Genomic DNA, 13,764 nt, shown 5'->3' with positions numbered 1-13,764 from the left:
CTGAGGGTCGTACTCGACTCTGAGCATGACATTTAGAGGGCCGAGCTCGCCCCTCAGGTCCTCAGTTCCTCGGGCGGGGCGGTGATGTGCCCCGGTGTAGGCTCGATGCAGCGACGGCGAGGCCGGTGTCCACCGCAGAACGACGGCATCCGGCCCCTCGTCAGGCTCACGTCCTGCAAGGAGGCACGATGATGCTGAAGGTGTGGTTGAGGAGAGGTCTGGCGGCGTTCGCCGCGATCCTCATGGCAGTGTTGATCGCCGGCTGTTCCGGATCCGGGTCCAGCTCGGAGGAGATGCCCGGCGTCGAACCCGCACCCGCCGTCGGCGGCGACAGCGGGGCACTCCCTCAGAAGGACGGCGAGGAGGACACCTCTGGCGACGGCGACCGTCTCGTCATCCGGTCAAAGACGCTGCGTCTCGAGGTGGACAGCACCGCGGACGCCATCACCGAGGTCCGCGACCTGGCCCGCACCCACGAGGGCACCGTCTCGAACATGCAGGTGGCCACCGGCGACGACTGGCTGTACCACTACGACGAAAGGGGCACCCTCGTCGGCGACGGGGCAGCGCTGCGGGGCTGGATCACCGTGCGCGTGCCCACCGACTCCTACGAGGACTTCGTCGCCGCCGTCGCCGAACTCGGAGTGGTGAAGTATCAGTCCGAGGCCACCGACGACGTGACCCAGGAACACGTCGACCTGTCCGCCCGCCTCGAGAACATGCGCGCCCAGGAGGTGCGCCTGCGCGAGTTCTTCGAGGCGGCCGTGAAGGTTGAGGAGATGCTGGCCATCGAAACCGAGCTGGGACGGGTGCGCGGGGAGATCGAGTCCCTCGACGCCCAGGTCACCTACCTCGAGCGGCAGGCCGCGATGGCGACCGTCTCGGTGGAGCTGACTGAGCCCAGCGCCGTGGTGCGGCCCGACGGTGAGTCATGGGGCTTCGTCGAGGCCATCACCAGCGGCATTCGGGGAGCGGCACAGGTGGTGACGGTGGCGTTGACCGTGCTCATCGCGACGTCCCCGCTCTGGCTCCCCGCGCTGATCCTGTTCTTCCCCATCCGTGCGTGGGTGCGCCGCCGCCGCGCGCCTGCCGCGCCCCCGGTGCCGCCCTCAGCCCCGCCGGCCGGTTCCGATGCCGAAGGACCCTCCTCGCCTTCGGCCGAGTGAGCGGCAGCGGTCATCGCCGCGATGGCCTGCGGCAGGCGCTGGATGATGCCGTGACAACGCAGTCCCGGCCGCACGTTCGGTGGTCACAGCGTTCGCGACACTGCCATAGGACACCCGGAGGGCCGCCAGATCGTCACCTGCGATCAACCCACCCCGAGTGCGACGCTGTGCGACCCTGCCGATACGTTGAGTCGACCGTCGGAAGAGGGGGACCAATGGCCGGGTACACAGTCATCGATTTCGAGACCACGGGGCTCAGCCCAAGACACGGTGACCGGATTGTGGAGATCGGTGTCGTGAAGGTCAGTCATGAGGGCGAGGTCTACGACGCCTGGAGCACCCTTGTGAACCCGCAGCGAGATGTTGGCGCCTCGAGCATCCACGGGATCACGGCTCGCGACGTGGTCGGCGCACCCACGTTCGACGACGTGGCACCGTCCCTGCTCGATGCCCTGGATGGGCGCATCCTTGCGGCTCACAATGCTGGCTTCGACACCAGGTTTCTCTCTGCCGAACTGCGCCGTGCCGGCTACGAGGTAGAGGACCTCGCCGTCCCCGCCGTCTGCACGATGGCGTGGTCCTCCGCCTTCTACCGCGAGTCCAGCCGTCGGCTACGGGACTGTTGCGCCTGCGCAGGGGTGGACCTTGACGGTGCACATAGCGCCCTCGGTGACGCGTTTGCCACAGCACAGCTCCTGTCCAGGTACCTGGACTGTTGCCATCATCAGCCACTGTGGGAGGAGACCATCGCTGCTGCCAGGCAGTTCAGGTGGCCCAGCCACGGTTCCGGCACAACCGGTGTGCCCTTCAGATCACGGACCGACAACGCCCCCGCGCGTCCCGATGGCTGGCTGGAGCGGATAGTCGCCCGCATGCCACGGTCGGCAGACGCTCAGGTGGACTCATACCTGGCGGTTCTTGAAATGGCGATGCTCGACGGGTACCTGTCGCTCCACGAGCAGGATCAGCTGGTCGAGATCGCTGGGGCAGCCTCGCTCACAAGGCCGCAAGTCCTGGCGCTGCACGCGGAGTACCTGCACGCGATGGCCGTAGTGGCGCTGCAGGACGGTGTCGTGACACCGCAAGAGCGCGCTGACCTGGATCGTGCCGCGTCGTGCCTTGGGCTGGCCCCCCATGACGTCGAAGGAGCCCTCGAGAGTGCGGCGGAGGAGGGTGGGACCGCGGGACTGGTGATCACTGGGCTGACGCTGCAGCCAGGCGACCGGGTGACGTTCACTGGTGAGATGTCAGCGGACCGATCCGTCTGGGAGGCGCGCGTCCGACAGGCAGGTTTGCATCCCGCAGGACTGGCCAAGTCGACGAAGGTGCTTGTAGCAGGGGATCCTGACTCGTTGAGCGGCAAGGCCTCGAAGGCGCGTGCATACGGCGTTCCGATCGTCGACGAGACGGCCTTTGACACGATGATGCGCGACCTGGAGAGCTGACGGCTCCAGGGCAGATCCTGTCGCCCCGCACCGGAGCGGGCCGCGCCGCGACCCGGTGTCAGCGCCAGCGGCCCCGCTGTTTCGGTGCAGTCGATCGCGGCTTCCTGGCTGGTGCGGGCTGAGGCTCGCCGGCCTGGGCCTTCAGCACCTTCTTGTGTGTCTCCCGTTCCTCGACCAGCCAGCCGGGCGGATCGGCGATCAGTTCGCCGATCTCGTCGGAGGTCATCGCATCGCTGACGCCCGCGCGGGCCAGCCCGGAACGCGAGATGCCCAGCTTCTGGGCCACCACGTCGCGCGGGAACGGTCCGTTGCGGCGGAGCTCGACGAGCCAGGCCGGCGGGTCCTCGCGGAGGGCGTCCAGGTCGTCCCGGGTGATCGGAGTGTTCTGGAACTCCTCAGGCGCGGCCGGCAGGTAGATGCCGAGCTTGGCGGCCGCGGTGGCCGGCTTCATGGTTTGGCTCATGCCCGCAGCCTATCCGGGTGGGGTACCCTGCGCCCGTGACCACTCCCCGCGACCCCGGCCCCGCAGCACTGCGCGTGGGCAACGTGGCGGGGGTCACCGTCACCAAGTGGCGCCGGATCTGGGAAGAGCGGTTCCCGCGGACACCGCTCAGCGTGGTCGAGGTGGCCGAGGCGGACCAGCGACGCGCACTGCTGGGCGACACCGTCGACATGTGCTTCGTCAGGCAACCGATCGACGGCGAAGGCCTGCACGTCATCCCCCTGTACGACGAGCTGCCGGTGGTGTGGATGTCGAAGGACCACGAGCTGTCGCTGCTCGACGAGGTGACGGCGACGGATCTGGTCGACGTGCGGGTGATCGCCGACGCTGAGCCCGCCAGCGTCGAGCTGGCCACCTACTCGGCGGCCGTGTTGCACGTGCCGATGTCGATCGCCCGGTCACACAGCCGCCGTGACCTGGTCTACCGGCCCCTCGTCGACGCCCCATCCACGACGGTGGCCCTGGCCTGGCGCACCGACAGCGGCAACGAGTGGATCGACGAGTTCATCGGCATCGTCCGCGGCCGGACCCCGAACAGCTCGCGCAGCGCCAAGGAGCGCGGTGACGAGCAGAAACCTGCCGAGAAGGTGGCGCAGCCGCGGAAGAGCGGGGTCGCGGGCAGAGCGGGACGCCCGACGGGGAGGGGCGGCAGGCCCCGCCGTCGCTGACCTCGACCGGCACCAGGGGGTCAGCGGCGACGCGGCGGCGGGGTCTCCCCGTTGGCGACCTCGTCGATCCAGTCGATCGCCTCGTCGGTCAGATAGAACCCGTCCGCGCCGCTGTCACCGGCCCGCCACGCGTCGGAGTCGCTGTCGCCGCCGGCCCGCGTGATCTCGGCCACGAGGGCGGCTGGCACCACGTCGCCGTTGTTGGCGATCAGGTAATCGCGCGTCTCGCGCCGCAGCTTGGGCCACCACTCTTCGATATTCATGTCCACATTGTCGACCAGAGCTTTGGATCGAGGGGCCAGCGCCCCGAACTGGGCGCGTCGGCACCTCGGGCGAGACGGTCGCGGTGTCCAGGCATGAACGCCGGGGTCGCGGGGTCAGAGCCGTTGCCCCATGCAACAAAGGGCAAGCCCTGGGGAGGGACCTGAAGCCGCGCTGTGAGCGGCCACAATCCTGCTGGCAGAGAGACCCTTGTAGTGAACACCCTAGCCAAAGCCCAGTTGTGACCGCGGTGGCGCGGCGCCGGAGGGCGGGTCTGAGGGAGCCGCGCGCTTCTCTGAACGAAAGTTGATCTTCAAGGTGACCTCCCCCTCTGGTAATCTCGGAGTTGGGTTCCTGCCTTGGCCGGCACCCCAACATTGGAGTTCGCGTTTCATTACCCGGGGGGGACCACGCTCATGGCTGAGTCGTACTATCTGGGGATTGACGTGGGCACAGCCCGCGTCTCCGCCGCAACGGCGCGGCCAACCCATGACGGCAGCGTGGTTGTCTCTCATGTGCCCCTGGGGCACCGCAACGACAACGCACCAGCCGTGGTGTTCGTCACTTCACATGGTGGCCTCCTCTTCGGCGACACCGCCGAACGCCGCGGCCTCGCCGAGCCCGAACACCTCGTGCGCGAGTTCACCCGCAACGTCGGAGACGACGTGCCCCTGTCGGTGGGCGGTCACAGCGTAGATGCCCCCCATCTACTGGCCCAGACCGTGGCCTCCGTCGTCTCCGCCGCCACCGAGTCCGAGGGCGCGGACCCCGCCGGCGTGACCGTCACCTACCCGTCTTCCTGGGGCCCCCACCGCACCGGACTGATCCGCTCGGCCCTCACTGACGTAGGGCTGCCGGATGTGGCTCTGATGTCCGAGGCGGAGGCGGCGGCCCGCAATTACGAGGCCACGCACCCACTGGAGCCGGGCAGGTCCGTCGTGGTCTACGACCTTGGCGGCACCACCTTCCACACCGCCGTCACCCGGAAGGGGAGGGACGGCTCGCTCTCGCTCGTGGGCCAGCTTCCCGGCCTGGACAACGTGGGAGGTGCGGACTTCGACGACCTCGTGTTCCGCCACGTCCTCCGCGGCGCCGGCGCCGAGGGAATGGACCTGAGCAGCCCCGACACCCGCGATGCGCTGATCCAGTTGAGGCGCGAGTGCGTGGACGCGAAGGAGGCCCTCTCGTTCGACACTGAGGTCACCATCCCCGTGCTGCTGCCCCAGGTCTCCACGAAGATCCGCCTGACCCGCTCCGAGTTCGAGGCCATGATCGACGGGCACATCGACCGCACCGTCGGCGCGCTGGACGACGCCGTCGAGGGCGCGGGCGTCGACATCGCAGACGTGGACGCGATCGTGCTGGTGGGTGGATCCTCACGCATCCCCCGGGTGGCGCAGCGGCTCTCCGAGCTGTTCGACCGTCCCATCGTCGTGGACCAGGACCCGAAGTCCTCCACCGCGATGGGCGCCGCCAGGGGGTCGCTGTTCAGCCATGTCGCCTTGGCCCACCCGTCCACCGCGCTCGCCGTCCGAAGCGACGGCGAAGTGGCCCTCATCGCAGACGACGAGGAGGACTCGGCCGTTGTGGCCATCCACGAGGCCACCACTCCAGAGGCCGTCCCGAGGGTCAGATGGTGGTCCGGCCTGGCGCTGGCGGCCGTGGCGGTCACCGGCATCGTCATGATCGGCGGCACCCTCCTCAGTGAGCTCACGTCCGGCGACGAGGGATCCTCCCCGAGGGCCGCGGCCTTCCAGGCCCCGGCAACGCTGGGCCCCAGCGGAAGTTCCGGCGCCCCCGAGACGTCCACGGCCACAGTGGCGGGGCAGACCCCTGCACCTGACGCAGGCAATCAGCAGCAGCAGCAGCAACAGCAGCCGGCGGCCCAGCAGAACCCGCTCATCCAGCGCGAGACCGAGACGGTGGAGAAGCTCATCACCACCGAGACGCGCACCACCGTCACTGCGACGGCGTCGCCGGGCGCACCCACCATTCAGCGGACCACGCCCGCCATGCCGACCCCGCCGAGGACGACGACCACCCCCACCACTCAGGCGCCTGCTCCCACCACCCAGGCACCTGCTCCCACCACCCAGGCTCCCGCGCCCACCACCCAGGCTCCCGCGCCCACAACGCAAGCACCGGATCCCACCACACCGGCCCCGGATCCCACCACACCGGCCCCGGATCCCACCACACCGGCCCCGGATCCCACCACGCCGGCCCCGGATCCCACCACGCCGGCACCGGATCCCGTCCCGCTCACGGCAGACCCCACTCCCGCGTCTGCGTCGGCGACGACGACGACACTCTCGGCCTCGCCTGACCCAGTCACAGCGCTGTGATCCAGACGGGGGGTCCGGGCGAGCCCATCGGTGTGCTGACGCACTTCACGGGCGCCCAGCATGCCTGGCGTGAGACCGCAGCCCTGGCCAGCCCGTCGGGGCCGGTACGTGCCTTCGTGGTGGGGCCCGCCGGCTCCGGCAAGTCCACCCTGCTCAGCCAACTCCAGGATCTCCTCACGCTCCGAGGGGTGCCCAGCACCCAGCTCGACACCACCACAGACATCTCCACACTCCCGCCCACCGACGTGCTGCTCGTCGACGACCTCCACCTCGTCGACGATGAGCGCACCCAGTTGCTCCTGGCCAGGTGCGCCACCCGGGACGCTTCCATCGTGGTGGCCAGCAGGCCATGGCGACACTCCAGCCTCGCCACCGACATCGCCCGGCATCTGGAGCGCAGCGCGCCACCTGTCGTGCTCGGTCTGGTGACGCTGGCCGATGTGACCGCCTACCTGGGACACCGCGGGCAGTCCGTCGAGCAGGCGTGCCTGGACCACCTCCTCACCCTCACAGGAGGCGTAGGGTGGCTGGTATCGAAGGCGCTCGCCATTCATGAGTCGTCCGCACCGTGCAGAGACCCGCAGCATCAGGACCTGGTCCGGGGCCTGGAGGCACGCATCCTGCACCGCCTGGACACCGCGGAGGAGCCGCTTCGACGGTGGGTCGAGTTGAGTTGTGTAGGCGGCGCAGGTGACGGTTTCTTCAGCGACGACGTCTCGGCAGATGATCGCATCGCCGAGGCGTACGCCGAGGGCCTGCTGCTGCGCAACGGCAGCCCGGTCCCGGTGGTGCGCTCGGCCGTGCGGGGCGCCCTCCCTGCGTATCGGGTCCTGGCTCTGGGTGCCGCCGGCCCTGACGCCGACGGCGTGCCGGGTCCGGACCTGGTGCTGCGTCGGGCACTTGCCGCCTGGCACGCGGGCGCACTGGACCAGGCCTCCTCGCTCCTGGACGCTCTGCTGGCGGAGGACCCGGTCCCGGCTGGGGGCGCGGATGTCGCGGCCGCGGTGTGGGCGGCCAGGGGACTGATGGCCACCGGCAGCAGCGTCTACTCCGCCCTTCCTCCGGACAGCCCGTCGGCGCTGGTGAGGGCAGCCATCGCCCACGTCGGCGCCGGTTTCGCGGAGCAGCTGAGGCCCGCTCCGGAGACGACGGCCGAGCCCGGCCAGCCGGAACCCCGCCGTTCCGCTCCGTGCACGCTGGACATCGCACTCCAGCTTCTCGACGAAGGGCTGCGCGCTTCGCTCCTGCCCACCCCGCCGTCGTTCACCGTCACCCGCCTGGTGCGGGCCTCCGAGCTGTACACCTCGTCGCACGCCACCGATCCGCTCCCGGAGTTGCCGGCCGTGATTGCGGCGTCAGTGGCGCTCGGGGCGGGCGAACTGTCCACTGCCCAGCATGTCATCGACGCGGCGGTCGCCGGCGGCCAAGGTGGCCGCTGGGCCCGGCGACGGTTGCTCCTCTGGCAGGCCTTCGTGGCACTCCAGGGTGAGCGTCCGTCAGAGGCACGGGCCTCGCTCGAGGAGGCGACGGCGCTGCCCACCCCGGTCTCGGCCAGGGATGAGTTGATGCGGCAGACCATCCTGGTGACCCTCGCGAGGCGCTACCAGGACCTCGCTGCTCTCGAGGCCGCCTGGGCGCAGGCCCACGAGGGCATCCGCCACATCGACGTGGACCTCTACACGCTGCTCCCGTTGAGCGCTCTGGTGTCCGCCGCGGCGCGCGTGGGGGACGCCACCACCCTGTCGGCTCATTTCGCGCAGGGCCTGGCGCTGCTCGAGCGTCTCGGATCGCCGCCGCTGTGGTCGCTGCACCTCAGGTGGGCAGGAGTCCAGCAGGGCATCCTGCTGGACAAGCCCGAGCTGCTCGGGCCGCACGCGAAGGCGCTGGTGGTTGCGTCCACGAGCCTGAAGGTGGCAGACGTGATGGCCCATGCCGGTGGGATCTGGGTGTCCGTGCTGTCCGGCAACGTGGAGCCCGACAGCGTGGAGGAGGCGGCCAAGGCGCTCTCCACCATCGGGCTGGCCTGGGACGGGGCCCGTCTCGCGGCACACGGTGCCGGGCGCGCCACGGACCGCCGGGTCTCAGCCCGGCTGCTCACCGTGGCCCGCCTGCTTCACCCGACGGCAGAGGAGGCTCGGCGGTCCGAGCCGGCCTCCCAGACCCCCAAGGATGCGCCGAGCGCGGCCGAAGGATCGCTGCTCAGCGACCGCGAGCTGGACGTGGCACTCCTGGTCATGCAGGGCAAGACCTATGCCGAGATCGGACAGACCATCTTCATTTCGCCACGCACCGTCGAGCACCATGTCTCGCACATCAAGCGACGTCTCTCGGTCACCAGCCGCTCAGATCTGATTGCCAAACTGCGCGTCGTGATCGACCCGTCGCGGCACCAGGTCGGATCGGAGCACCGATGACCACGCACCCCCTAATGACCTACTCCGGGAGTGGGGGAAAGCCCCGATGCCTTCCCGTCATCCCACCCCGTAGTTTGAAAGCCAGCGCCACCCGACCCTTGAGGAGACAGCCATGACAACCCCTTTGGTGACCATCGCTGACGCGCTGATTGAGTTCATCCTCAGTCTGCTGCGAGACCCGAACGCAGCTGCGGAATTTGCCGCAGCACCCGAAGAGACCCTGGAAAGGAGTGGTCTCGGCGACATCTGCGGAGAGGATGTCAGATCGGTGGTCCCCGTCATCGTGGACCACCCTGACGTCACGCCCCGGCCGCATCCCCCCCAGCCCCCCGTCGTCATCGTCAACCCGCGCCCGCCCACAGTGGTGGAGGAGATCACGCGGGTGGCCAACAACTTCCACGTCGACAACCGCTCCACCATCGTGGACCAGTCCGTCAACCAGAGCATCTGGGCGGAGGGGGATGTACTCCAGGTCTTCGATCAGGAGACCGTCCTGGCAGTGGGCGACGCATCGATGGCAGCCGGCAATGACGCCACGGTTGATTCCTCGGAGACCGACACCACCGTCGGTGATGTCTCCATCGGCAACACCGAGACCAACGTCGAGATCGATGAGTCGTTCAACGATGAGTCGCTGACAGCGGACGTGACCCTCAACCAGTCGGCGGAGAACTCGTTCAACGAGGCTCCCGTCAACGTCGAGGTGGTCACGGAGGTCGACGATTCGTTCCAGAACACCGAGACCACCGTCGTCGAGACCGAGATCACGACCACCTCGGTCGAGGCTCCTGCACCTGCGGCCATGGCGGCCCCCGAGCCCGAGCCCATGGCGGCCGCCGTCATGGAGGAGCAGTACGAGGAGCCCGCCGAGGACTACTCGGCGGCTGACGAAGATGACTACGCCGACCCGGAGTTCGAGGACGGTCTCTAGAATTGAGTCGCATGACCGACGAACGCCCCACGGCCCGCCCGTTCCCCACCGGAACGGGCGGGCCAACGGCTGATTCGGGGCGCAAACGCCCCGAGCGCCCAGCCTTGGACAACCCCAACGCGGCCCCCGTGATCGTCAAGCAACCTCCACCCTTCTCGATCCGGGTGACCCAGCTGTTGTGGGTGTTGGGTCTCGTGGCCGGCTCCGTCGCGGTGGTCTACTACTTCGTGGTGCGAGAAGACCAGCTTCCGCTGATCATCGAGGCAGTCCGCGGAGTCGACGGCTCCCGCCAGGACAGCACCTACGCTACGGCGGCGGACATCATCTACTGGTCGGCCTTCTGGGGCCTGGTCGCGCTGCTCCTCATCCAGATCACGCTGCTGGTGTCCTTCATGAACCGCAAGGACGGGGCCAGATGGTGGATGTTCTTCACCGTGCTCGGCCAGGCAGCGCTGTACCTGGTGGCCAACGAGCTCGTCGCCGAGGGGGAGCACGGAGAAATCCTTCGCCAGATGTTCGCCGTGCAGGGCGGGCTAGTGCTGCTCGCCATCCTGGTGAGTACCTTCCCCGGGGCCCTGCGCTGGACTGCCCGCAAGCACGACGTCCGCAAGGGCGTCATCGCCTCCCCGGGAAGCGAGGTCTGAGGCCACCGCCTCCAGGCTCCGGATCACCACCCGACATACTTCCACGCCTGCCCGGTCGGTGAGGGGGGACTGCGTCCTGGCCCGCCACCGGTCGAGCTCCTGCTTGAGCCGTTCGGACAGGGCCGGCGCCTCAGTGTCCTCGGGCACTCCGAGCCGCGCCGGCGTGGTGGTGCCGTTGGCTCCCACGATGCGCCCCGCCTCAGCCGCCTCGTCCGCGGACAGAGGAAGGCCCGAGACCCGGGCCTCGGACAACAGAGACAGCTCGCGCAGCCCGTGTGCGGTGGCCTGGATTCGCTCGATCCCGCCGAGGATGGGTGAGGCGCCGTCGCGCGGGTTCTCGCGCAGGAGTTGGGCCAGGCCGTCGAGGACGGCTCGCACCTTCAACGCCTCGGCGCGGGCGCCGAAGTGCAGGCTGATGAAGCTGCCGAGCTCATTGAGTCCGCTGTATTCCACGAGCCGTTCGGTGAGCTCGGCGGAGTTGGATGCCCCCGCCCGGATCATGGAGATGGCCAGCCGCACCCCGAAGATCCCGAAGCGGGAAAGGAGGCGGCGTCTGACCGCCTCGTTGGGGGAGGCGACCTGTTCAGGGCGCACAAACCGGTCCGCCGACACCAGGAGCTTCTCCCGCTCCCCACGCTCAAGATCGGCCAACGCCCGGAAAGCGGCGAACTCGTCCTCCCGCAGAGTGCGAGCACCCTCGGCAACCAGACCAGCGACGGGCAGCACCCCCAGGGCCAGCGAGGCCAGATCGCCGTGCTGTTCGTAGCGGCGGGCTACCTTGCGGGCCGAGAGGAGGGAATCGATCCGCCCCGAGCCGATCTCGTCGGCCCGCGACAGCACGGACACGGCGTTGACGGTCTTCGAGGCGCCGGCAGCAGTGTCCCGGAAGGCCTCGAGGAACTTGAGATCCGACGGGTGGAGGTGGCGTAGCAGGTAGACGATCGCGTCCGCCGACGATGGCGCATTGTCCGGCGTGAGGAAGGCCGCGGACCGTGCCGAGACGTCGCGGGACAGGGACTCGATCCCTGGGGTGTCGATGAGGATCAGTGAGCGCAGCACCCGTGACGGCCAGCCCACATCGATGCGCTCCACCTCGTCCGGGCGAAGTTCCCCCAGGTCCAGGACCAGCTTGCCGTGGGCGCGGGCTATCGGCAGCCTGCGGGGCTCGCCGGAGCGCGGATGGAGGGTGATCGACGGGGTGTCCGAGTACCGGTACCAGGTGACTACCCGGGTGCACTCGCCAGCATCGGTGGGCGCGATCTGCTCGCCCAAGATGGCGTTGAGCAGCGTGGACTTGCCGGCCTTGACGATACCCGCCACCGCCATCCGGAGGGGCTCGGCCAGTCGCGTGCTCAACCCGTCGATGGTCTCGACTGCAGCCGGGTCGCCCTCGTAGAGTCGACGTGCCGCCGCGAGGAGTGCGACGGAATCCTCGTTGGCACCTGCGCTCACCGGCCGAGCACCTCTTTGACTCGCGCCTGCGGCAGCTCCGGAAGCTGTGCGCGCACCTTGTCGAGCTGGCGCAGGTGGTTCTGAAGCTCGAGCACCCGCTTGTCGCGCTTCTCCGAGTAGATGCCGGCCGACTGCTTGGCGGACATCACGGCCTCCGTGAGCGAGCGGTGAAGCTGATCCGCGATGGCACCGAAGTGGTCGCGCGCGGTGCGCTGGACGATCCGCAGCCGGTCCTTCAGCTGCTTGCTCACCTGGAACGTCACCTCGTCGATGTACCGTCGAACGATGCCCTTTGCCTCGAACCGGCGGCGAAGGAGGCGGGAGTTCATGTCCTCGCGGTAGGCCCTTCGGCCGACCAGGACGCCGGCGAGCAGCGACAACGGATTGATCAGTGTCATTCCGATCAGGCCGGTGGCAAGACCCACCATGAGCACGCCACCGTACGAGCCGCGCACCCCGATGTAGATCTTCTCCACGGCCCCGAGCTGGCCGGTGTGATAGTCCGGGATCTCGTCCACCGCATCGAGCACGCCGTCGGTGGCGCCGACGGCGATGACCGGCAGCGAAGTCTCGTCCTGGATGAACAGATCCGCAATCTCCTCGGTGAGGGCCTTGCCCCGCTCGTCGGTCCAGACGAAGGTCTCGGAGACGGCGGCGGCGACGCGCTGGTCGATCCACTCCGCGATCTGCTCCCAGATCGGCCCGGGATCACCCTGATCAATGGCATCCTCCGCCTCGCGCTGCACCCGGCGGAGCCGGTCGCGTAGATCGTGCTCCATGTCAGAGATGAGGTCCGCCACGCCGTCGCCGAGGGCCACCTGCCAGCGCGACGAGCGGCCACGGAACTCGTCGGCGCGCGCTTTCGCCTCCTCCAGCTGAAGGATCAGCTGCGGGGTGTCCTCCGGATTGAGGAGGGCAGTGAGCTCGGTGCGGGCGGCCATCGTCATCTGGTCCACCACGAACACCAGATCGTGCACCGCGCTGCGCGTATTGATGACCTCCGCGCGCCGCAGCACGTCAAGGCGCAGGTGGGAGACCAGTTCCGGGAAGCCGGACTCGGTGTTGAGCTCCCGGTCCTGCTCCGAGGCGGCGAGCAGCCGCAGGTCGCTCGAGACAGCGAAGAGGGGGAGCTCGCCGATGCCTTCCAGATGTCCCTTGTCGATGCCTTCGATGGTGCGCCAATCCGGATACAGGTCCGTCTTCGCCAGCACCGCCGCCACGTTGGGCGAGATGCGCATCGCGTGCTTCAGGAGCTGCACCTCGGGCTCGGTGTACTCCTGTGACGCGTCCGAGACCATCAGCACCGCGTGGGCCGAGGACAGCGCGGACAGCGTCGTCAGTGCGGAGGAGGAGTCCAGGCTGCCGATCCCGGGGGAGTCCACGAGGCGCAGACCGCCCCTCAGGATCTCCCGCGGCAGCACCACCTCGGCAGAGACGAGGTGGCGTTCGTTGCCGGGATTGCCGAGCTCCGAGACGTACTGCGCCAGCTCCTCGAAGCGGATCGGTTGCCGCTGGATCTCCGACTTGCCGCCGTGGGTCTCCGAGCGAGTCAGGATGGTTGCGGCGGGCGCTTCCCCGTAGCCCACGGCAGTGGGGACGCTGGTGGCCACGTCGTCGTCGATGGGGCAGACAGGAGCGTTGACAAGGGCGTTGATCAGTTTGCTCTTGCCCTGCTTGAACTCGCCCACGATGACCACGCGCACCTCGGGGTCGCGGAGGCGGGCGTGGGTCTGCACGAGACGCTCGGAAAGATCGGTGCGGCCGCCGTTGGCAGCCATCGCGCCCATCGTCTCCACCAGCCCGATCAGCGACTTCTGGTTGGGGAGCACCAGTGCACCCTCAACTTCGCCCCGAGCCTGATCACTCATTCGGGTTCCTTCCCGCGATCGGTCATTGGTTTCTTCATCGTAGGCCATCACGGTTCAGACGCCAGTTA

11 protein-coding genes are annotated in these 13,764 nt (G+C 68.7%); 7 read left to right on the top strand and 4 right to left on the bottom strand.

The annotated features are described in order from the left end of the window. Nucleotides 1-188: 188 nt before the first annotated feature. Both H5398_RS12980 and H5398_RS12975 read left to right on the top strand, forming a co-directional pair. Nucleotides 189-1,166, top strand: a complete 978-nt coding sequence (locus tag H5398_RS12980) for a DUF4349 domain-containing protein (RefSeq protein ID WP_182781166.1) — start codon at nt 189-191, stop codon at nt 1,164-1,166. 215 nt (nt 1,167-1,381) lie between these two features. Continuing rightward, entirely contained in the window at nt 1,382-2,611 is a 1,230-nt protein-coding gene (locus H5398_RS12975; RefSeq protein ID WP_182781167.1) for an exonuclease domain-containing protein, read from the top strand. Nucleotides 2,612-2,669: 58 nt separating this feature from the next. Here H5398_RS12975 and H5398_RS12970 read toward each other — a convergent pair whose 3' ends face one another. Further along, nucleotides 2,670-3,074 carry a DUF5997 family protein gene (locus tag H5398_RS12970; RefSeq protein ID WP_182800291.1) on the bottom strand — a complete coding sequence of 135 codons (405 nt, stop codon included), beginning with the start codon at nt 3,072-3,074 and terminating at the stop codon, nt 2,670-2,672. Between the two features lie 35 nt (nt 3,075-3,109). Between H5398_RS12970 and H5398_RS12965 the strand changes: the two genes are divergently transcribed. Beyond that, the gene (locus H5398_RS12965; protein WP_182800290.1) at nt 3,110-3,781 is read left to right on the top strand and encodes a LysR family transcriptional regulator substrate-binding protein; all 672 of its coding nucleotides are present in this window, start codon (nt 3,110-3,112) and stop codon (nt 3,779-3,781) included. A gap of 20 nt (nt 3,782-3,801) precedes the next feature. Here the strand turns inward: H5398_RS12965 and H5398_RS12960 are convergent, their stop codons facing one another. Beyond that, complete coding sequence (locus tag H5398_RS12960) at nt 3,802-4,044, bottom strand: hypothetical protein (RefSeq protein WP_182800289.1); 243 nt, start codon at nt 4,042-4,044, stop codon at nt 3,802-3,804. Nucleotides 4,045-4,458: 414 nt separating this feature from the next. Between H5398_RS12960 and H5398_RS12955 the strand changes: the two genes are divergently transcribed. From H5398_RS12955 to H5398_RS12940, 4 genes are all read left to right on the top strand, one after another. Beyond that, nucleotides 4,459-6,387 (top strand): Hsp70 family protein, encoded by a 1,929-nt coding sequence (locus H5398_RS12955; RefSeq protein ID WP_182781170.1) that lies wholly within the window; start codon nt 4,459-4,461, stop codon nt 6,385-6,387. Next, nucleotides 6,384-8,801 carry a helix-turn-helix transcriptional regulator gene (locus H5398_RS17850; RefSeq protein WP_182800288.1) on the top strand — a complete coding sequence of 806 codons (2,418 nt, stop codon included), beginning with the start codon at nt 6,384-6,386 and terminating at the stop codon, nt 8,799-8,801. The genes H5398_RS12955 and H5398_RS17850 overlap by 4 nt, the downstream gene beginning before the upstream one ends. A gap of 112 nt (nt 8,802-8,913) precedes the next feature. Beyond that, nucleotides 8,914-9,732 carry an IniB N-terminal domain-containing protein gene (locus tag H5398_RS12945; protein ID WP_182800287.1) on the top strand — a complete coding sequence of 273 codons (819 nt, stop codon included), beginning with the start codon at nt 8,914-8,916 and terminating at the stop codon, nt 9,730-9,732. 11 nt (nt 9,733-9,743) lie between these two features. Continuing rightward, a complete protein-coding gene (locus H5398_RS12940; protein ID WP_182781173.1) occupies nt 9,744-10,376 on the top strand; it encodes a hypothetical protein in 633 nt (210 codons plus the stop codon). Here the strand turns inward: H5398_RS12940 and H5398_RS12935 are convergent. After that, nucleotides 10,266-11,828, bottom strand: coding sequence for a dynamin family protein (locus H5398_RS12935; protein WP_182781174.1), 1,563 nt, complete (start codon nt 11,826-11,828; stop codon nt 10,266-10,268). The genes H5398_RS12940 and H5398_RS12935 overlap by 111 nt on opposite strands. Further along, the gene (locus H5398_RS12930) at nt 11,825-13,696 is read right to left on the bottom strand and encodes a dynamin family protein (RefSeq protein ID WP_182800286.1); all 1,872 of its coding nucleotides are present in this window, start codon (nt 13,694-13,696) and stop codon (nt 11,825-11,827) included. The genes H5398_RS12935 and H5398_RS12930 overlap by 4 nt, the downstream gene beginning before the upstream one ends. Nucleotides 13,697-13,764 lie beyond the last annotated feature (68 nt).

Source organism: Tessaracoccus sp. MC1679 (assembly GCF_014164775.1).
GTDB lineage: Bacteria > Actinomycetota > Actinomycetes > Propionibacteriales > Propionibacteriaceae > Arachnia.
This window is presented reverse-complemented; position numbering and strand designations above follow the sequence as displayed.